Below are 18,782 nucleotides of genomic sequence, written 5' to 3'. Positions count from 1 at the left end.
TGTATTTTTGGTTCAATTCTGATAGACGCCATGAATGAGGAGAAGTCCCGACCCGCAATAATATGCAGGTAACGGGACTTTTTAGCCTTAGGTATGAGATTGTATGTAGTTCACAACTTCACCTACGGTCGTAATTTTCTCCGCGTCTTCATCAGAAATTTCAAGATCAAACTCTTCTTCAAGTTCCATAACGAGTTCCACTACATCGAGGGAATCTGCGCCAAGGTCATCTTTGAAAGAAGATTCTAATTTAATATCAGCTTCGTCAGCACCTAAACGGTCGATAACGATGCGTTTTACACGTTCCAAAACATCAGACATCCGGTTCACCTCCTCTTCCAAGTATTATACGTAAATTGTACTTAAAAATCCATACAGGCATCTGTAAGCCAATCCTGTTTCTTACATGTACATGCCACCATCAACATGTAGCGTTTGTCCCGTCATGTAAGACGCAGCAGGCGACACCAGGAAACCAACAACCTGTGCTACTTCATCCGGCTGACCCAAACGTGCAAGCGGAATCTGGCCCAGAATGCGACCCTTCTGCTCCTCGTTCAGCTCATCCGTCATATCGGTAGCGATAAAGCCAGGTGCTACACAGTTCACGGTGATGCCACGGGACGCAAGCTCCTGCGCAGATGCTTTGGTCAGACCGATCACACCTGCTTTGGCAGCTACGTAATTGGCCTGTCCCGGATTACCCAGTACACCTACGACGGATGAAATGTTGACGATGCGGCCATAGCGCTGCTTCATCATTGGACGCGTTACTGCTTTGAGACAGTTGAATACGCCCTTCAGATTCGTCTCGATAACCTGATCGAACTCCTCTTCCTTCATCCGCATGATCAGGTTATCGCGTGTAATCCCAGCATTGTTGATCAAAATATCAATTTTACCAAAGGTATCACTCACCTGCTTGACCATCGCTTCTGCTTCAGCAGCTACGCCAACATTTGCCTTGACAGCAAAAGCCTTCACGCCGAGTGCTTCAATCTGCTGTACCGTCTCCTGTGCAGCAGCTTCGCTGCCTGCATAGTTGACTGCTACATCCGCTCCGGCTGCTGCCAGTGCGAGTGCAATGCTACGGCCAATCCCGCGGGATGCACCGGTAACAAGTGCCGCTTGTCCTGCTAGTGGTTTACTCATTCATACGCACCTCCTTCACGAAATATTCGCTCTTCCAGCTCCAGCATTCGCCTTATAGTTCCAGCGAAGCCAGGCTATCCAGACTGCTGATATTAAACAGACGTACATCCTTGTCTGTCTTCTTGATCAAGCCAGTTAACACATTGCCTGGTCCGATCTCGATAAACGTATCCACACCCTGCTCGATCAGATAGCGTACACTATCCTCCCATAATACAGGGGAATACACCTGTTCTACCAGCAGCTTGCGAACTTCGTCTCCAGAAGTGACTGCCTGCGCTGTAACGTTAGCTACAACCGGTACAAAAGCATCCTCGAAGGTAACGCCTTGCAAACGCTCCTCCAGAAGCTGTGCAGCAGGCTTCATCATAGAGGAATGGAAAGGTCCACTCACTTCCAAAGGAATGGCGCGCTTGCCGCCAATCTCTTTTACCCGCGCACCTGCCGCTTCGACACCCTCACGAGTACCGGAAATGACAATTTGTCCCGGGCAATTCACATTGGCGAGCTCTACCGCATGTCCATCGGCGGTTACGGCTGCACATAGCTCGCTAAGTGCAGTACGCTCGGCGCCAAGCACTGCTGCCATCGCGCCTTGACCCGCAGGTACAGCCTGCTCCATGAATTGTCCACGAGCACGCACGATCGCAACGGCATCCTCGAACGACAATACACCTGCCGCTACCAGTGCACTATACTCGCCCAGACTGTGACCAGCCACATAATCGGGCTGAATGTCATGCGCCTTGAGCGCCTCCAGCAGCGTTACGCTAGCTGTAAGCAGTGCAGGCTGTGTGTTGGCAGTCTGCTTCAATTCATCCTCTGGACCTTCAAATGCCAGCTTGCTGATGTTAAAGCCGAGCACTTCGTCCGCTTTATCAAAATATTGCGCTGCCGCAGGATTGGCATCATATACATCCTTTGCCATTCCTACCTTTTGCGCTCCCTGACCCGGGAATACAAATGCTATTTTACCCATTTGACAGTTACCTCCTGAATAACGCGAGTTACCAGACGATGACGGAAGCTCCCCATGTGAGGCCGCCGCCGAAGCCAACCATAACGACTTTGTCGCCTTCTTTGATTCGTCCTTCTTCTACCGCTTCAACAAGCGCTAATGGAATGGAAGCCGCAGAAGTATTCGCATACTTTTGCACATTGATCATAACGCGGTCTTCGGTCAAATTCAAACGCTCCATCGCAGAGTTGATAATACGCACATTCGCCTGGTGCGGAATGAACAGGTCAATCTCGTCCTTGGATATGCCTGCTTTGTTCAGTACATCCACTGTTGCTGTGTTCATTACCTTCACGGCAAACTTGAACACTTCACGACCGCTCATCTGGATAAAATGCTGCTTCGCTTCCAGTGTATCCGCAGAAGCTGGTGTACGAGAACCGCCAGCAGGTAGCTTGAGCAGCTCGCCACCAGCGCCCTCAGCGCCGAGATCGAATGCTTTGAAGCCGCGTCCTTCGCCCACTTCACCGATCACAACCGCACCTGCCCCATCGCCAAACAGTACGCAGGTGTTGCGATCTGTGTAGTCTGTAATGCGGGAGAGCGTATCTGCACCGATAACGAGTGCATTTTTGTACATGCCCATTTGCAGCATACTTGTTGCCGCACCAAGTGCGTACACAAAGCCAGAGCAAGCGGCAGACAGATCGAATGCCGCTGCCTTTTTTGCACCCAGCTTATCCTGCAAAATGCAGGCTGTAGAAGGGAACGACATGTCTGGCGTGATAGTGGCTACAACGATCAGATCCAGATCAGCCGCTGTCAGACCCGCAGTCTCGATCGCTTTGATCGCCGCTTCATAAGCGAGATCGGATGTTGCCTGATCCGGTGCTGCGATATGACGCTCGCGAATACCTGTACGGCTAACGATCCATTCATCGTTAGTTTCGACCATTTTTTCCAGATCAGCATTCGTTAATATTTTTTCAGGCACATATTTCCCTGTGCCGATAATTCCGATAGGCAAAACACTCATCGTTGTCACTCTTTTCTATACGTACGAATTTCCTTATCGATATGGTAAGGATCAAATAGAGTTCGAACAGCCTCGAGAGACGATTCGAAACAGACCAATGAAGCTGTGAATCAGCCAATAACTTCCTGCGAAATACTTGAAACGAGCTTGCCCTCAATCGCAATACGTGCTTGACGTACTGCATTCTTGATCGCGCCAGCATCCGAAGAGCCGTGACCCTTGATCACCAGTCCATTAAGACCTAGCAGCGGTGCGCCGCCGTGCTCCTTGTAATCCATAATGTCACGCAAGCCGCGCAGCTCCGGCATAATTAAGGCAGCCGCCAGCTTCGTCTTGAGTGATTTGGAAAATTGCTGCTTGAGCAGTGAGAAGATGCCAGCAGCCGTACCTTCCATCGACTTGAGCAAAATATTACCTGCGAAGCCGTCGCATACGAGCACATCGCATACGCCATTCAGCACATCACGCGCCTCTACGTTACCGACAAACTGAATCGGTAAAGCTTCTAGCAGTGGATAAGCTTCTTTGACCAGCTCATTCCCCTTCTTCGCCTCTGTACCGACATTGAGCAGACCGACACGCGGATTGCTCACGCCTTGAACCTTCTCCCGATAAATGCTACCCATCAGCGCATATTGCGCCAGATGCTCCGGGCTTGCATCCATATTCGCGCCAAGATCAAGTGCCAGCACACCCTTGCCATTGATCGTTGGAATGATCGGCGCCAGTGCAGGACGCTCAATCCCTTTAATACGTCCAACGACAAGCAAGCCTGTCGTCATCAGTGCGCCAGTATTCCCAGCCGAGATCATCGCTTCAGCAAGTCCTTCTTTAACCATCCGACCTGCAACGACCATCGAAGCATCCTTTTTCCGACGAACCGAACGTACGGGCTCATCCTCAGGCTCAATCACTTCGGAAGCATGTACCAGTGTCAGGTTAGACGGAATCTCCGGTAACAATGCCTTCATCCTTGCTTCGTCACCGACAAGAATAATCTCCGTATCCTTCCACTCTCTGGCTGCCTCCAGGCCGCCCAATACATTAGTGTCTGGAGCATGATCTCCCCCCATCGCGTCAATCGCGATTCGCATGATCAAGTCCTCCTTCATCGTGTTCTTCTCCATCTGATCGGTATATCACAAAGTTGCCCTGAAATACCATTTCTTCACCGACATAGGTCAAAACCTCAACCTTTGCCTTTCCTCTGCGCGCAGGGCTCGTTTGGACATAAGCCTTGGCAATACATTTTTCACCCAGATTGACCGGACGGACAAAACGCAGATCCGCCGATGCGGTCAATGCGATCGCATCGTTAATGACGGCGACTGCAAGTGAGTTCGCCTGTGCAAAGATGTGGTGACCACGGGCAATATGGTTCCGTGAAAATACATGCTCTTCTCGAATCTCAAAAATCGATATTCCACTTCGATCCAGCTGTAAATCGACAATATCCCCGATCACTTCATCCAGTGGCAAGGATCGAACCTGATCATAGGAACGCTCGGCCATCAGCTTCATACGCTCACGCAGCTCGGGAATTCCCAGCTCCATTCGGTCCAGACGAATCGTCTGAATGCTAACCTTCAGCTGACGAGTCAGCTCCTGGTCCGTCACAAACGGGTTATCTTCAATAATTTTCACGAGCCGCTGCTGGCGTTGCCTTTTCGGCAATCGTTCGATGGTCACAAAGCCTCCCCCCACTTTCAGATGGATTTTGCGAAGCACCCGAGCATGTCCCCTGTCCGGTGCTCCCTGTGTATCAACATCATGATATCTATATAAACCTTTCGGTTTCCGTGTAGCTTTTACAGGAACTTGTATACGACAACAGGTACAAAAGCATCGCCTCTGTCCTTATCGCTTCGTTTTAGAACCTGGTACTAAGATTGTAGTATAAAGCATATTCTCGTAAAAAGAAAGAGGCAGTGTTTTGTTATTATGTAATTTCGGTGTCATACCGCACCAGCTATGGCAAGTGATGCCTTTACGCAAAAAAACAGCGTCTCATCAAACGACGAGACGCTGCCTTTACAACAATTACTGTTGTACGATTTCTCTTTGCTTGTAAGTTCCGCACACTTTGCAAACGCGGTGAGACAATTTCATTTCTCCGCAGTTTTCGCATTTTACCATACCTGGTACTGCCAGTTTAAAGTGTGTACGACGTTTGTCACGGCGTGTTTTGGAAGTTCTCCGTTGAGGTACTGCCATCGTTAAACACCTCCTTCATCTAGTTGAATGCCATTTAACACTCTGAGATCAGAGTTATCAAATCACTTGAAAAAATCCTTGAGCCCTGCCAATCGAGGATCGATCGGCCGGTTATCGCAATCACAATCCTGTTCGTTCAGGTTGACTCCGCATGTCTGGCACAGGCCTTTGCAATCGTCCTTACATAGAACAACCGCCGGCAAGTCCATCAATGCAGCTTCCTCCAGATAAGGACGAAGATCTACTGTATCGCTATTCACGTATATTGTATTATCTTCTTCCGCTACATTTTCCGGTTCTTCGCCGTGTCTGAATTCCTCATCCATGCTGAATTCACGATGGAGTTCAACAGGCTTCAGACAGCGAGCGCATGCCACCTGCAGATCAAGCTTCAACGTTCCGTTCACTTCCACAACTTTATCGACTCGATAACGCGCCTTCACATCTGCCTGCAATGGTTGTGCATGCAGGATGTCGCTACGTTCGAATTTTACAAATTCGGAGTCCAGTGTCTGGTGAAACTCTATAGGCTGATCGCTCTGCGCCATTTTTCGAAATTGGAATTGCATAGTTATCACTCCAAACAAACAAAAATTATTTTACCAATGAATAGAGGTTTTTGTCAATCAAATTTTGTATTTTAACAACCTGTAAGGGTAAATCCCTTTACTGTAGCGGGATTCCCAGTGTTGATGCGGGTTTCTGGCATCTGATATTCACCTGAAATCCATCCAAAATTCGTCCAAATCCACTTGTGCTTCACCGCATATTTTCCAGTTGATCACATGAATTGAAGCCGCTTTTACGCTTCCAAAAGAGGAATGAGGTATAATGGAGCAGCCGCTGTCCAGGACAGCTTCAACCCGATCAGAAATCACACGGGTAGCATTGATTTTACCATACATATCCCTGCTGTATGCTATACAAATTATAATTATATCATGAAGCTTACAAAGGAGAATACCATGATGAATATCGCTGGCGTTATCGTTGAATATAATCCGTTCCATTATGGGCATCAGCTTCATCTGGATCGTACACGTCAGCTTACCGGCTGCGATGCGGTCGTCGCTGTAATGAGCGGCGGCTTCACCCAGCGCGGGGAGCCGGCTAGCTTTAGTAAATGGGCGCGTGCTGAGATGGCGCTACGTGCAGGCTGTGATGTGGTGCTGGAGCTTCCCTCCGCTTATGCCGTACAGCCAGCAGAATGGTTCGCTTATGGCGCTGTAGCGGTGTTAGAGGCGACAGGCGTAGTAGATCAGCTCGTGTTCGGTAGTGAGTCTGGCTCACTGGAGCATTTGCAGACCGTAGCGATGCTAATGGAGCAGGAGCCAGAGCAGCTCCAGCAATCGATTCGCGACTATCTGAATCAGGGATGGAGTTACCCAGCTGCTCTCAGTCGCGCTGCTACGGCTTCTGGTCTGCTATCCACTGAAGCGGTAGCAATGCTCCAGCAGCCGAATAATACACTTGGGTTGCAATACCTGCGAGCAATTCATCAGCTGAATAGTCGGATTACTCCGCTTACGATCCAGCGTGAGCAGTCAGGTTATCATGATCTACAGCCAACACATGAGCAGATTGCAAGTGCAACCTCGATCCGACGTATGCTACAGCATGAACCTGAGCGAGTAGCCGCCTATGTTCCTCCAGCGACATGGGAGATCATGCAGCGTGAAATTGCTGCTGGACGTGGTTCTGTACAAATGGACGCCTTATGGCTTCCCCTGCTGCAACGAATTGCTACTTCATCGCCCGAGATGCTGGCAGAATATTATGATATGAACGAAGGCATTGAGCATCGCCTCAAGCGTCTGCTGCCTTCCTTACCGGAGCCGTCTGTCAATCAATTGATTGACAGCTTGAAAACAAAACGGTATACACGCGCACGATTACAGCGTCTACTCGCTCATCTACTGCTCGGTCATACTAAGAATAGCTTGAATGAACAGATGCTACGTCGTGGCCCAGGCTATTTGCGAGTGTTAGGCTTTACGCAGCGCGGACGCAGTCTACTTAAACAAATGAAAAGTACCGCTTCGCTGCCAATCATCATGCGAGCAGCCGACTGCGAGCATGAGCAGATAATACTTGATATACAGGCAACGGTGATGCAAGCCTCCGGATTCACGGTTCAGCAGATGCGGGATCTGTATTCGGACTACTATTATCCACCGGTTCGTGTGTGATCTGAGCTGGGGAGATCGAAGATGCAGTTAAGCTGCTGTTCACCGTGTTTTATGGAGCATTTCTGACAGCACGGTTATATGCATCTGCGGATATTCGCAGCTTTTATGAACTGCATATGAAGCAATTGAAATGACATTGAGGAGGAAATAGGATGAATCCGATTATGCCAGGTCGCCAGACCGCTTCGATTGAAGGGCCGTTTGTCGTTTTTATTATCGGTGTTCGTATTAATAAATGGCTTGCAATCAGGCAATGGTTTCCTGTCCTGCAAGCGATGGGACCTATGCTCAAGGAGCTGTACGAGAACCGCGAGCTGGGTTTTCTGGATGGGGCTTCTTTTATATCCGGGCGCGGCGTGTCGATTGTGCAATACTGGCGTTCGTATGATCAGCTAGAGCACTATGCGCATGGTGCCAAGCATCTGAGCGCATGGCAAAATTTCAATCGTAAGTCTCGTGCAGGTGAAGCGGTTGGAATTTATCATGAAACGTATCTGGTCGAAAACGGGGCGTATGAATCGATTTATGTGAATATGCCAGCAACCGGGCTGGGACGTGCGGGTGAATTGCGTCCGATTGGTGCAGGACGGGAGACGTCGCGTGAACGGACGAATCTTGGTCATGATCACGAGATGAAGCATGCCCAAGATTCGTTGAAATGATGTTGTAATGTGTGACAGTATCATACGATACATTGTACGAAAAAGAGAAGGCTGCCGTGCGCCTTCTCTTCTTCACGTACTTTTCCAAAATGTTGACCACGCTTAATTTCATTTTGATGCTGGTCTAAGTCGTTCACTCCAGTAATACGGGCAACTCATAACACGACTAGGAGCAGCGATCAATGTACCAGAATGTTTAAAGTCACGACTTATTTTTAGTTAATTTCTGAGGTGTTTTTGGATCTAATTGATACCATGTATTAAGATCAATATCACGATTAGTAAAGATGAATTTTTGTCCGGGATCATCAGCAAATTCTACATAAACTGGATATTTAGGCATGGAGCTCAATTTTGCTTCTACGCTTACAATATCAGATGGTTTATATCCTTCAACTGTAATTAAGTAATTCCGCAGCCCATTTTCAAGAGAAGTATATTTAATTTGCAAGTAGCTGTAGATTGTAACACTTGTCAGAACGATAACTCCTAAAATAATAAAGAGTACTTTCTTTTTCATTATTCCCCTCCTTATTGTATTAAAGCTTTTCATTATGGCGCTTTAAAGGATGTTACGTAAACAAGCTTAGGTGAATTAATAATGTGTGTAGGCGTAACATATCCATTTGTATTTGCATTCAACTCATTTTGCCCAATGTTTACTCCCTCTCCAAACCAAAATGCCTGCCAAATAAATTTTGAACAATAATTAGGATTTAAATCTCCTAATTTTGCAAACGGATTAATATAGTACTCATTTATAGAAGAATAGTTATATGTTGCCCATCGTGCAGCAGCTACTCCCATCCCGTTTTTGGGTCTGTAAACCTTTATCGTTTCACCAGACCCATGTCTTCCCATGTACGTAGACATATTATCTACTACTCCCCCGTCCACAGGTAAAGTGACATGAACCATTTTAAAATTGGAATTAACGATACCAACATGGCCTACAATTTGTGAACTTGCTCCTATTGTTTTAGTTGAATACAGTATGTCTCCAATTCTCATGCTTATATTTGTACTTGGGTATGTAGGGCCAATTTCAGCTTGCGGTTCTATCACATTTGAAGAATTCGGCAATTGCGGTGAAGGAAATGGCAATGATGATTTAGGAAGCTCAGTTATACTATCATGATCTTCTCCGTATACATTCTGCTGAACTGATATGTCTAAGTTATTATGTAATTTTGACTCATTATTTTCGTTGTTAGCAGAAGCTAAAGCTTCATTTGCTCCAAAACAAAACTGTAATAAAAGTATAGCTAACAATGCAACATACGCTAATCTTATCCTCATTTACACTTCTCCTTTTTTGGTTTTATAACCATAAAATAGCATAAATAAAAAATTGTATACAATTACTTGCTAAGTAAATTCACAAAATAGACAAACTCCTTTTGATTTGAGGATGTTGCTCTGTAGATTTAAAACATATTACATTATAAAATCAGGCTCTATATGGATCATTCAACTTGAATCTATGCGCTGAACAATCAATATAGAGCCTTACACTATACTACTTTAAAGTTGCATATCATTATGATTTTGCTGGTAAAGCTGCAATTGCCTTCAGCGCATCATCCATCGTTTGTACGGGAATAAGCTTGATTGTAGAATGCATACGATCCAGCTGTGCTTTGGCATCAGCGTAATTCCCCTGTGGCACAAGGAAAATCTCTGCTCCATTGTTCTGTGCAGCGACCACCTTATGCTGTACACCGCCGATAATGCCTACTGTACCATCCGGGTCGATCGTTCCTGTTCCGGCGATGCGATATCCCTTGGTCAGATCGCCAGGGGTTAATTGATTGTAGATTTCCAGGCTGAACATTAGACCTGCTGAAGGGCCGCCAATGCTCGTATCGGCAAATTTCACCTCGTGTGCTGGATCATCCGGTGTTACCTTTTGTACTTCTCCAATCGATACCCCAAAGCCAACACGAACACGTCCAATCGCATCCTGAAACTCGGTTAATGTAATATTTTGCTCTACGGTAGTGCCAGCGCGGTCGATAACGACCTTGACTACCTCACCTGCTTTTTTACTGCCTAAAATACTCTCCAGCTGCTGGATCGATGTGATCGCCTGTCCATCCACCTGCACGAATTTATCCCCGGCATGTATCGTTGTATTCCCATCCGGTACATTCACGACAAATACATACTGAGGCTCGATTTTGAAAGGAATGTTTGCCTTTTTATAGGCAGCGGCAATCGCATTCGATTGGGAGCTGTTCATATAATAGAGCTGCTCGGCTGCATACTCCTTGCGATCACTTTGAGCTGGCTTAGGGCCAATCTCCTCGTCAGGATCAAATAAACTGCCGATTAGCATCGCCGTATTCGCATAGCTGATTGATACGGTGGTCAGCATAAATGTTCCCTTTTCGGTCGGATCGCCGCCTGATACGCTGACGATCGGCTTTAGCTCATTGGCGCTGCCCGGCGCATTAATCACATAGGGAGTCGGCATATACACAAGCACATAGACAAACAGGAGTAAGCAAAGCAAATAAACCCATATTCGCTTTTGCGAAAACGGGGATTTTAGGGATGAGCCGGACATGCAGTTCTCTCCTTTACACTCTAATGCCTGAACAGGCGGGATATTCGCCACGGCACGTCTTGCCGTTCCATTCCAATCAATACAGGCTATGATCCAGGATGGCTGTACTCGCTGGAAAGGAACGGACAGACCGTTGTCGATAACGACCTATCTGTCCGTCTATTATCCCATGACCAGCGCAGCAAATCCACTTTGACGCTAGCTACTCATTTGGAGCAATTATGAATTGGACATCGCTCCGAATTTGAGCTTCAACTCCTGCTCGATCAGCGGTGGGACGAAGTCAGATACTGGCCCGTCAAAGCGCGCAATCTCCTTCACCATACTGGAGCTAAGGTAGGAATAGCGCGGATTGGTCATCATAAAGATCGTCTCTGCATCAGGATTCAGCTCGCGGTTGATCGAAGCCATTTGCAGTTCATATTCAAAATCGGTCACCGAGCGAATACCACGCACGATAACATGCGCTTCACGCTCGCGAATATAATTCGCCAGCAGATCGCGGAAGCTATCGATCTCTACATTGGGCAAATCTGCCGTAACCTGTTTGAGCTGTTCTACACGCTCCTCCACGCTAAAGAGCGGCTTTTTGCTCATATTGTTAAGTACAGACACTACAAGCGTATCGAATTGACGTGCTGCACGGTGGATGATATCCAGATGCCCCATCGTCACAGGATCGAAGCTGCCCGGATAGACAGCGATCCGCTTGCCACCGTGCGGCACAGACTGGACCAGCTTGCTCTGCTCGTTATTCATCTAACGTTCCTCCCTGCTGTTCCTCATTCTCGTCCGATGCTTCTACAGCATTCTGTGCTGGCTCATAACGGTAGACATATAGCGTGGTGTCTCCATATTCTGCTTGCCGCACGCCGATAAAATGCTGGCATTCCGTTGGATACGGGTGCCCAGTTTCAAATTCCAGTACGATGGTCGCTCCCGGATTCAATAAGCCGCGCTCATGCATTTCCTGCATCAGCTCAATACCATTTTTCATCCGATAAGGTGGATCAAGGAATACGAGATCAAAGGTAGACTCGCGCTTCTGCAATACCTTGAGTGCACGGCCTGCTTCATTGCGGTAAATCTCCGCTTGCTCGGTCAGTCTTGCGGACTGTACATTGCTCTTGATGACCTCGATGCTTTTGTATTCCATATCGATAAATACACCGTGCTCCATCCCGCGGCTTAACGCTTCAATCCCCAGTCCACCCGTTCCAGCAAACAAATCCAGCACATGACCGCCATCAAAATAAGGCCCAATAATGCTGAACATCGCCTCCTTCACCTTATCGGTTGTTGGACGGGTTCCGTTTCCCGGTACCGCTTTAAGCGGTCTTCCTTTTGCACTTCCAGAAATGACTCTCATTCCGATCAATTCACCCTCTATATATAATGTAGAACAGCCTGTTGATCACCGATGGTCGCATCCTTCTACGATTCATCTCCATCATCCGATATCTGTCCGCTCTGATCATTTCGGTCAGCTTGTATAGGCTTTAGCAAACTAATAACAGTCGCTACATACCATGTACAGCCCAACCTTTACGCTTGAGGTTCATTACCCGCAAGGGCGCTACCCACCAAGCAAATACACGACGTTATCGTATCATATCAGACGGTCGTTGCAAAATCATATTACGTTCTGCTTGCCTTTCATGACAGCCATCTGCTACAATACTGAACAAACGTTCAGTATCGAGAATGTCGAGGTGAGAATATGAACAAAAAACAAGCTCAAAGTGAGCAAACACGTAAAAAAATAAGCGACGCCGCCCGTAGTTTATTTGTACAAAAGGGCTATAAGGCGACCTCGATCGAGGATATCGTTGCCGCTACAGGCAGCAGCAAGGGGAACATTTATTACCATTTTAAAAGTAAGGAAGGGCTCTTCTCCTACTTACTGCATGAATGGGATCGTGACTGGCTGGAAAAATGGCAAGCCCGTCTTCCCTCTTACGCAACCGCTACTGCCAAAATGTACGGACTTGCCGAGCAAATTGTACGTGAGGATCTGAACCATCCACTTACTCGTGCAGCGGACGAATTTTTCAGTAATGATGAGCAAAAGAGTGAGATTGAGGAAAAAATGAACACGATGATGCAGGAGCATCTGCTGTTCAATCGCCAACTGATTCAGGAAGGCGTCGATGGTGGCGAATTTAGCGGTGAACAGATTGAGCAAAAGGCGCTTGTGCTGGAGGGCATTATCGTCGGCATGAGCCGTGTTTGCCGTAATCAGCCACTTGAGCAGGTGCTGAAGCATTATCAGTTTGCGATTGATACTTTTTTACATGGCATTGCAGCCGGACCGCAGCAGTCATAGCACGTCTATCGCTCTGTTGCTCATCCGGTATTTTTAACTCTTTTTACTGACCGAATGTTCAGTATGTATTGCTTTCAATTCAATTGTTTCATGTGATTCGGCTCGTGTCCCCATGGCACGCAGTTATTTTACGGAGGAAATCATGTCACTTTTAATGCGTAATCGAGCAGCGCTGTTGCTGCTAATGTTTAATATCTTTCTCGTATTTACCGGGATTGGACTTGTTATTCCGATCATGCCTACGTATATGAATGAGCTGCATATCGGCGGTAGTGTGCTTGGATTGATGGTTGCAGCCTTTTCGATCAGTCAGCTGATCTTCTCCCCGTATAGTGGTCGCTTATCTGACCGAATCGGGCGTAAAAAGTTGATCATTACAGGGATGGTCATCTTTGCGATCTCGGAGTGGCTGTTTGCCATCGCTCATGCGCCAGCGCTGCTATTCGTCTCGCGCGCGATTGGTGGTCTGGGTGCGGCGCTGATTATGCCATCGGTTATGGCGTATGCTGCCGATATTACATCTAATGAGGAACGTGGCTCGGCGATGGGCTTTATCAATGCAGCAATCACAACAGGCTTTATTATCGGGCCAGGAATTGGCGGCTTGCTGGCAGAGTATGGCATTCGCGTGCCTTTCTATGCGGCAGCCATTGCCGGACTCGTGGCTGCGATAGCAACGTTATTGATGTTGCCAGAATCGTTATCACCGGAGCGTCGTGCAGAGCTGACGACGAGCCAGGGTAAAGGCGATAGTCTGGTACGTCAGCTATTGCAATCGTATCGTAAGCCGTATTTCCTTAGTCTGATCATCGTGTTCGTAGCTTCCTTTGGTCTGGCGAATTATGAAACGGTATTCTCTCTGTTCGTTGACCACAAATTCGGCTTTACGGCGCAGGATATTGCGATCATTATTACGTTTGGCTCGATTGCTGGCGCGGTTGTGCAGGCAACGATCTTTGGCTGGATGATGAATCGCTTTGGCGGGCAGAAGCTAATTATTGTCTGTCTGATCGCTTCGGCTATTTTTATCGTGTTGACCCTGCTTGTGCATACGTACTTCCTGATCTTTGCTGTTACATTTGCGGTATTTCTGGCGATGGACATTTTGCGTCCAGCAATCGGTACGCAGCTTTCACAGCAGGCCGGACATGAGCAAGGCTATGTAGCTGGACTAAACTCAGCGTATACGAGTCTTGGAAATATTGCAGGGCCAGTTGTGGCGGGCGCACTGTTTGATCTGGATGTGAATTATCCGTATATGATGGCTGCGATTATTTTGACATTATGCTTTTTGCTGTCGTTGCGTGTTAAACCACAAACGCCGGGGCGTTCTGATCGTGGTTCATCAGAGGCTAGTTCGGGTGCGGCTGAATCGCACTAATCATTCCTACACTCATTAATAAATAAGATTAGCTATACATCCTTCCTGTTCACTCGGATAGTTATGGCTGATCTTATTTTTGTTGTGAGTGTTCTATTGGCTTGGTTTGTTATATGTAGTTGTTTGTCAACTATAAGCTTAGCAACTACTGAACTACCTATAGCTATGTCACTGCATACGAGCATTGCGCCAAGTAGAGCAACGCTGTATCTACGCACCGATACCCGATAGACAGGCCAATACGCGATAGACAGGTAATGATCGCTATAAATAATCGCTATATCTGTATAACTGCAAAATCATCTATCGTGCGAGAAATTACGTAAGAACTTCGGGCTTATAGTTTCTCCATTAAACTACGATAATACGCTCGTAATCGATCTTTTAGCTCTACGGGTTCTATCTGTGATAATGTGGTGCCTAATCCGGTCAGGTAACTGAGCATGAAATCGATCTCCTCTGGCTCGTAGCTTCCTTCTAACTGCCAGACTTTGCCTGTAAGTACTAGCTTCATGGAAGGTAATAAACGGGCATACAGGCGGCGTTCGTCGGTTAGGTCTGGTAATTCGCAATGGAAATGGATAGCTTCGGGCGTTGGTTGACGTAGGTTTGGAGCGGAATGTAGATCGATATCGGTAAATGCTAGTTCAGTCTGCTCCTCTACTCGTCTGATCGATTGAATTCGATCGCAGCGAAATACGCGGTATTGCTGTTTATCCATATCGTAGCTACGGCAATACCAGTAGCCTTCCATCACATATACAGCAAAAGGCTGAATGCGTCTTTCGCTCACATAGCTGCTGGAGGGATAGCTAATCTGCACGATGCGTTGATCGGCTGCGGCAAGCAATAGCTCTTCCAGACATTGTCCCGGCTCTGCCTCCATATGATGATAGAAGGCAACACGATCGCGGAATTGCTCGATCTGCTTTTGCTGTTGTGGAGAGGCGATGTCTAAAAACTTGGCATTGATGGACTCAAATGATACGCCGAATGCCGCACCGGAAAAGCTTTCAAGTGCCTGCATTGAAAAATATAGCGCCAGCACCTCGCGTGCGGTAAATGAGATCGGTGGCAATGTTGCCGTATCGAGTAGGCGATACCCTCCGTACCGTCCATGTTCGGCATATAACGGTACACCAATCTCCTCCAATGCCTCTACATCGCGAATAGCGGTACGCCGTGAAATGTGAAATTGCTCCATAAGCTCAGCCAGTGTAAAGCGACGCTGACGGTATACATAGCGCTGCATCTGCTGTAAACGTTCTGCTTTTTTCATAGTCGCCTCTTTTCTATACCGTTTACTCTTTTAAAGGTGCCATATTCTGGCACCTTATTCTTTTATGCTATTACTGTATCACATTACAGGAGGCGATGATAATGAACAAAAACCAAATGACATCCGCTACAGAAGCTACAGCATCTACGCGCAAGGAAGCTACGAATCAGCAGGCTACGGAGCAACAATCGGGAGCTGCTGTACAGACCGAGGTTATTCCGTTTCTGTCCTTGAATGGAAAGGCTGCTGAAGCGATTGCCTTTTATGAACAGCTGGGAGCAAAGGTGCTGTTGAAGGTAACGTATGCGCAGCTGGCTGCGATGGACGATAGCTTTCATGTACAGGCTGGGCAGGAGCATTACATTACGCATTCCGTGCTGGAGCTGGGAAGCGGTAAGCTGATGATTGCGGAGGAAGCTGTAGATATGGAGCAGACCTGGCAGGCTGGCAATTCCTTTTCACTCTGTCTGCAATCTCGTCAGCATGAGGATATGGAGACACTGTATAATCGGCTGGTGGCTGATCCGCGTTGTACGATTATTATTCCATTTGCTCCTAATTCGTTTAGCACTGGTTATGCGACAGTTCGTGATCCGTTTGGTGTTGTTTTTCAATTTACGGTGACTCGTCACGCGTTTTAAAAAAGTTGATAACTTCAGGGTTAACGGTGTGAGTTCTTGAGTTCTTGAGTTCTTGAGTTCTTGAGTTCTTGAGTTCTTGAGTTCTTGAGTTCTTGAGTTCTTGAGTTCTTGAGTTCTTGAGTTCTTGAGTTCTTGAGTTCTTGAGTTCTTGAGCTTTTACATTTTTAAGTTAAATATTGCGCTCAATCAGCAGCTGTTGCAACAAGCTAGTAGTACTGTAAATTAGAAAAACACCCGATCTTTAGTACTCAGATCGGGTGTTTACTAGGCTTGGATTTCATAGACTCAACGCATTCTATTTCATCTATTCATCCATATGTGCAAGTATGAACGAATTAATTCACGATAAATTTCACTCGTGTACCATCTGGATATTTGGTGAGCTGATTACCGACCCAGGAACCAGCGCCACGGTTATCCGATGGTGTTATGTAACGGATGTCTGCACCTTGGCCGCCTTCAAGACACATTGCCATCGGCCATTCATCACGATCATAGCCGCTTTTCGTTGGTACGCCTTTTAGCGATTCCTCGCGGCGCTCATCTGCACCAGAGCGATCGATCGTACATACGGCAGAGTGACCATCTGCAATCGCATCTCGAATATGAGAGGCAGTTTCAGGATAGCGACTGGATGGGAAGGTCAGGGTATAGTCATACGCAGCTGCTGCATAAGCCTGAGATCCATTATTTTCACCTTGTAGCAGCGCTGGTGTCGTCAATAGCACCACCAGCATCATTAACATCATGCCTAGCTTTTTCATTCGTTTCAATCCAATCAACTCGCTTCCTCTAGGTTTATTGATTCTTGCTTCGCACGATCTACAGCAAGCGAGCACGAGCTAAGCTTCTGCTGTCGATTGTGCACAACTGGAATCTAGTACCATTTTAAGCGAATGAATGTAAAACTTAAATCTTTTTATGTTAAATTTTGGATTAAATTTAATGGAATTGTAAAATTTCGTGTGCCGATCCGATTATTCTGAATCGGTATTGTAGGCAAGTAAACGATACATGACAGAAGAAATATAACAATTGCTCCTCCAAACAAAAAAGGACCCTGCCTGGGATCGAGGCAGGGTGTAGGCAATATTTATATCAAAAGGGGTATGTCTGTATCTTAAACGCACAAGCTGAAATGAAGCTGATATGAACCTAAAAATTAGCTTAAAATTCAAAAAAATATGTTATGAAGCAGATTATATTTACTATTTTTTACAATCTCAGTGTAAGATAGAGAAGTAAAGGTTACCTGAATTAGCATTTACACCGATAATAGAAATATGCCCTGTTTCATGGCAGGAAAGGAGGAATGTATTCATGGATATCGCTTCTTTGTCCACTGCAATGAGTCAAAGTTCAGTGTCACAGGCCGCTAGTATTAAAGTACTTGCTCTATCCAAGGATATGGCTGAGCAACAAGGTCAGCAATTAGCAGAAATGCTGAAGCAAGCTCCTCATCCAAACCTGGGAAGCACATTGGACATTCGCGCGTAATGGCGAATCCCAATCCCAGCTATGTGTGTGATGCAAGCGCAGCATGATAGCGTTGATATCGTACATATAGCATGTGATGGCTTCCATTAGCAACAAACAAAACCGCTCCTTCTGCATCAGAAGAGGCGGTTTTGTTTGTTTTAAAATTTGTTCTACATTTGTTCTGGAGTTTATACTGAATCCTGCTTCTAGCTGATGTTCAGTGTGTATTTGCTCTAGCATATAGCTTTTATAATGCTCGTCTATTGACTACATACAGATAGACTAAAGCCATTAAAATCGCAATCGAGCAGACTACGATTCCACTTCTTCGAGTAGCTTCACAGCTAATTCACCAAAATCGGGATCATCTCGCAGCTGCTCCAACACCTCTCGCACCTCAGATAACTGATGCTCTGAGCGTAATAACGAAAAAGCTGCCGCACGAACCAAAATGTATTCATCGCTCTGTAGGATAGATGCTGCCATACGAATATCCTCGGATTGCACACCAAGTGCAGTTAATGCCTCCAGCATAGCGATCTGTACATATTCCTCATCGCTTTCCTGTGCCCAATGCTCATGAATAGCCTTGCGAACAGATTCGTGCTGAGAGGATTCACTGTATAAGCCCAGCACCTTCCAGCATTCAATACGTAAAATATCTTCACTTTGATCCGTTTGAGCGGTATTCAGTAGTAGCTCCAGGTCTTCTGTATCCAGAGCAGAATCAATACGAAGCAGAGCTTGCAAACGTTCGTCTGTGTTCCATTGCTGCCAGCCATTCAGATGCTCTGACAAAGGAATTCGCCTCCGCTCTATCCTAAAATAATCGGTTATGCCGCTATGCAGCGATATTACCCTATTTGCAAAGTATTGCATCTCACCCTTGCAATCTT

At 46.6% G+C, this 18,782-nt stretch carries 22 protein-coding genes; 6 read left to right on the top strand and 16 right to left on the bottom strand.

Going from position 1 to position 18,782, the window contains the following annotated elements; translation table 11 throughout:
• Positions 1–87: 87 nt before the first annotated feature.
• From acpP to IEX62_RS16305, 8 genes are all read right to left on the bottom strand, one after another.
• On the bottom strand, positions 88–321 hold the full coding sequence (gene acpP, locus IEX62_RS16340; protein WP_188776605.1) for an acyl carrier protein: 234 nt from the start codon (positions 319–321) through the stop codon (positions 88–90).
• Positions 322–402: 81 nt separating this feature from the next.
• Positions 403–1,152 carry a 3-oxoacyl-[acyl-carrier-protein] reductase gene (gene fabG, locus IEX62_RS16335; RefSeq protein ID WP_188776604.1) on the bottom strand — a complete coding sequence of 250 codons (750 nt, stop codon included), beginning with the start codon at positions 1,150–1,152 and terminating at the stop codon, positions 403–405.
• Positions 1,153–1,204: 52 nt separating this feature from the next.
• Complete coding sequence (gene fabD, locus IEX62_RS16330) at positions 1,205–2,131, bottom strand: ACP S-malonyltransferase (protein ID WP_188776603.1); 927 nt, start codon at positions 2,129–2,131, stop codon at positions 1,205–1,207.
• Between the two features lie 28 nt (positions 2,132–2,159).
• Entirely contained in the window at positions 2,160–3,146 is a 987-nt protein-coding gene (locus IEX62_RS16325) for a beta-ketoacyl-ACP synthase III (RefSeq protein WP_308422653.1), read from the bottom strand.
• Between the two features lie 110 nt (positions 3,147–3,256).
• Positions 3,257–4,240 (bottom strand): phosphate acyltransferase PlsX, encoded by a 984-nt coding sequence (gene plsX, locus IEX62_RS16320; protein ID WP_188776602.1) that lies wholly within the window; start codon positions 4,238–4,240, stop codon positions 3,257–3,259.
• Positions 4,224–4,820 carry a transcription factor FapR gene (gene fapR / locus IEX62_RS16315; protein WP_188776806.1) on the bottom strand — a complete coding sequence of 199 codons (597 nt, stop codon included), beginning with the start codon at positions 4,818–4,820 and terminating at the stop codon, positions 4,224–4,226. The genes plsX and fapR overlap by 17 nt, the downstream gene beginning before the upstream one ends.
• Before the next feature lie 366 nt (positions 4,821–5,186).
• Positions 5,187–5,360 (bottom strand): 50S ribosomal protein L32, encoded by a 174-nt coding sequence (gene rpmF / locus IEX62_RS16310; protein WP_081604133.1) that lies wholly within the window; start codon positions 5,358–5,360, stop codon positions 5,187–5,189.
• Between the two features lie 62 nt (positions 5,361–5,422).
• A complete protein-coding gene (locus IEX62_RS16305) occupies positions 5,423–5,929 on the bottom strand; it encodes a YceD family protein (protein ID WP_188776601.1) in 507 nt (168 codons plus the stop codon).
• Positions 5,930–6,325: 396 nt separating this feature from the next.
• Between IEX62_RS16305 and IEX62_RS16300 the strand changes: the two genes are divergently transcribed.
• Together IEX62_RS16300 and IEX62_RS16295 are read left to right on the top strand one after the other, a co-directional pair.
• Positions 6,326–7,549 carry a nucleotidyltransferase gene (locus tag IEX62_RS16300; RefSeq protein WP_308422652.1) on the top strand — a complete coding sequence of 408 codons (1,224 nt, stop codon included), beginning with the start codon at positions 6,326–6,328 and terminating at the stop codon, positions 7,547–7,549.
• Between the two features lie 152 nt (positions 7,550–7,701).
• Complete coding sequence (locus tag IEX62_RS16295; RefSeq protein WP_188776600.1) at positions 7,702–8,211, top strand: DUF4188 domain-containing protein; 510 nt, start codon at positions 7,702–7,704, stop codon at positions 8,209–8,211.
• A gap of 202 nt (positions 8,212–8,413) precedes the next feature.
• On the opposite strand, the gene IEX62_RS16290 is transcribed toward IEX62_RS16295, so the two are convergent.
• From IEX62_RS16290 to rsmD, 5 genes are all read right to left on the bottom strand, one after another.
• A complete protein-coding gene (locus IEX62_RS16290) occupies positions 8,414–8,731 on the bottom strand; it encodes a DUF3139 domain-containing protein (protein ID WP_188776599.1) in 318 nt (105 codons plus the stop codon).
• A 32-nt stretch (positions 8,732–8,763) separates the two neighbouring features.
• On the bottom strand, positions 8,764–9,510 hold the full coding sequence (locus tag IEX62_RS16285) for a hypothetical protein (RefSeq protein ID WP_188776598.1): 747 nt from the start codon (positions 9,508–9,510) through the stop codon (positions 8,764–8,766).
• A gap of 241 nt (positions 9,511–9,751) precedes the next feature.
• Positions 9,752–10,780, bottom strand: a complete 1,029-nt coding sequence (locus IEX62_RS16280; RefSeq protein WP_188776597.1) for a YlbL family protein — start codon at positions 10,778–10,780, stop codon at positions 9,752–9,754.
• A 219-nt stretch (positions 10,781–10,999) separates the two neighbouring features.
• A complete protein-coding gene (gene coaD, locus IEX62_RS16275; protein ID WP_188776596.1) occupies positions 11,000–11,539 on the bottom strand; it encodes a pantetheine-phosphate adenylyltransferase in 540 nt (179 codons plus the stop codon).
• Positions 11,532–12,149, bottom strand: a complete 618-nt coding sequence (rsmD, locus tag IEX62_RS16270) for a 16S rRNA (guanine(966)-N(2))-methyltransferase RsmD (protein WP_188776595.1) — start codon at positions 12,147–12,149, stop codon at positions 11,532–11,534. Before rsmD ends, coaD begins: the two co-directional genes overlap by 8 nt.
• Positions 12,150–12,500: 351 nt before the next feature.
• Here rsmD and IEX62_RS16265 point away from each other — a divergent pair, with 351 nt between their 5' ends.
• Together IEX62_RS16265 and IEX62_RS16260 are read left to right on the top strand one after the other, a co-directional pair.
• Positions 12,501–13,106: a TetR/AcrR family transcriptional regulator gene (locus IEX62_RS16265; protein WP_188776594.1), complete on the top strand. Its 606-nt coding sequence runs from the start codon at positions 12,501–12,503 to the stop codon at positions 13,104–13,106.
• A gap of 142 nt (positions 13,107–13,248) precedes the next feature.
• On the top strand, positions 13,249–14,487 hold the full coding sequence (locus IEX62_RS16260) for an MFS transporter (RefSeq protein WP_188776593.1): 1,239 nt from the start codon (positions 13,249–13,251) through the stop codon (positions 14,485–14,487).
• Positions 14,488–14,824: 337 nt separating this feature from the next.
• On the opposite strand, the gene IEX62_RS16255 is transcribed toward IEX62_RS16260, so the two are convergent.
• Complete coding sequence (locus IEX62_RS16255) at positions 14,825–15,766, bottom strand: helix-turn-helix transcriptional regulator (RefSeq protein ID WP_188776592.1); 942 nt, start codon at positions 15,764–15,766, stop codon at positions 14,825–14,827.
• A gap of 101 nt (positions 15,767–15,867) precedes the next feature.
• Here IEX62_RS16255 and IEX62_RS16250 point away from each other — a divergent pair, with 101 nt between their 5' ends.
• On the top strand, positions 15,868–16,407 hold the full coding sequence (locus IEX62_RS16250; RefSeq protein ID WP_229685859.1) for a VOC family protein: 540 nt from the start codon (positions 15,868–15,870) through the stop codon (positions 16,405–16,407).
• 335 nt (positions 16,408–16,742) lie between these two features.
• On the opposite strand, the gene IEX62_RS16245 is transcribed toward IEX62_RS16250, so the two are convergent.
• On the bottom strand, positions 16,743–17,144 hold the full coding sequence (locus IEX62_RS16245) for a NucA/NucB deoxyribonuclease domain-containing protein (RefSeq protein ID WP_373289153.1): 402 nt from the start codon (positions 17,142–17,144) through the stop codon (positions 16,743–16,745).
• A 583-nt stretch (positions 17,145–17,727) separates the two neighbouring features.
• Between IEX62_RS16245 and IEX62_RS16240 the strand changes: the two genes are divergently transcribed.
• A complete protein-coding gene (locus tag IEX62_RS16240) occupies positions 17,728–17,904 on the top strand; it encodes a YjfB family protein (RefSeq protein WP_188776591.1) in 177 nt (58 codons plus the stop codon).
• A 294-nt stretch (positions 17,905–18,198) separates the two neighbouring features.
• Here IEX62_RS16240 and IEX62_RS16235 read toward each other — a convergent pair whose 3' ends face one another.
• A complete protein-coding gene (locus IEX62_RS16235) occupies positions 18,199–18,684 on the bottom strand; it encodes a HEAT repeat domain-containing protein (RefSeq protein ID WP_188776590.1) in 486 nt (161 codons plus the stop codon).
• Positions 18,685–18,782 lie beyond the last annotated feature (98 nt).

Origin of the sequence: Paenibacillus hunanensis (assembly GCF_014645615.1) — a bacterium.
Taxonomy (GTDB): domain Bacteria; phylum Bacillota; class Bacilli; order Paenibacillales; family Paenibacillaceae; genus Saccharibacillus; species Saccharibacillus hunanensis.
The sequence above is the reverse complement of the archived record's forward strand: the minus strand, read 5'-3'. Positions and strand labels throughout refer to the sequence as shown.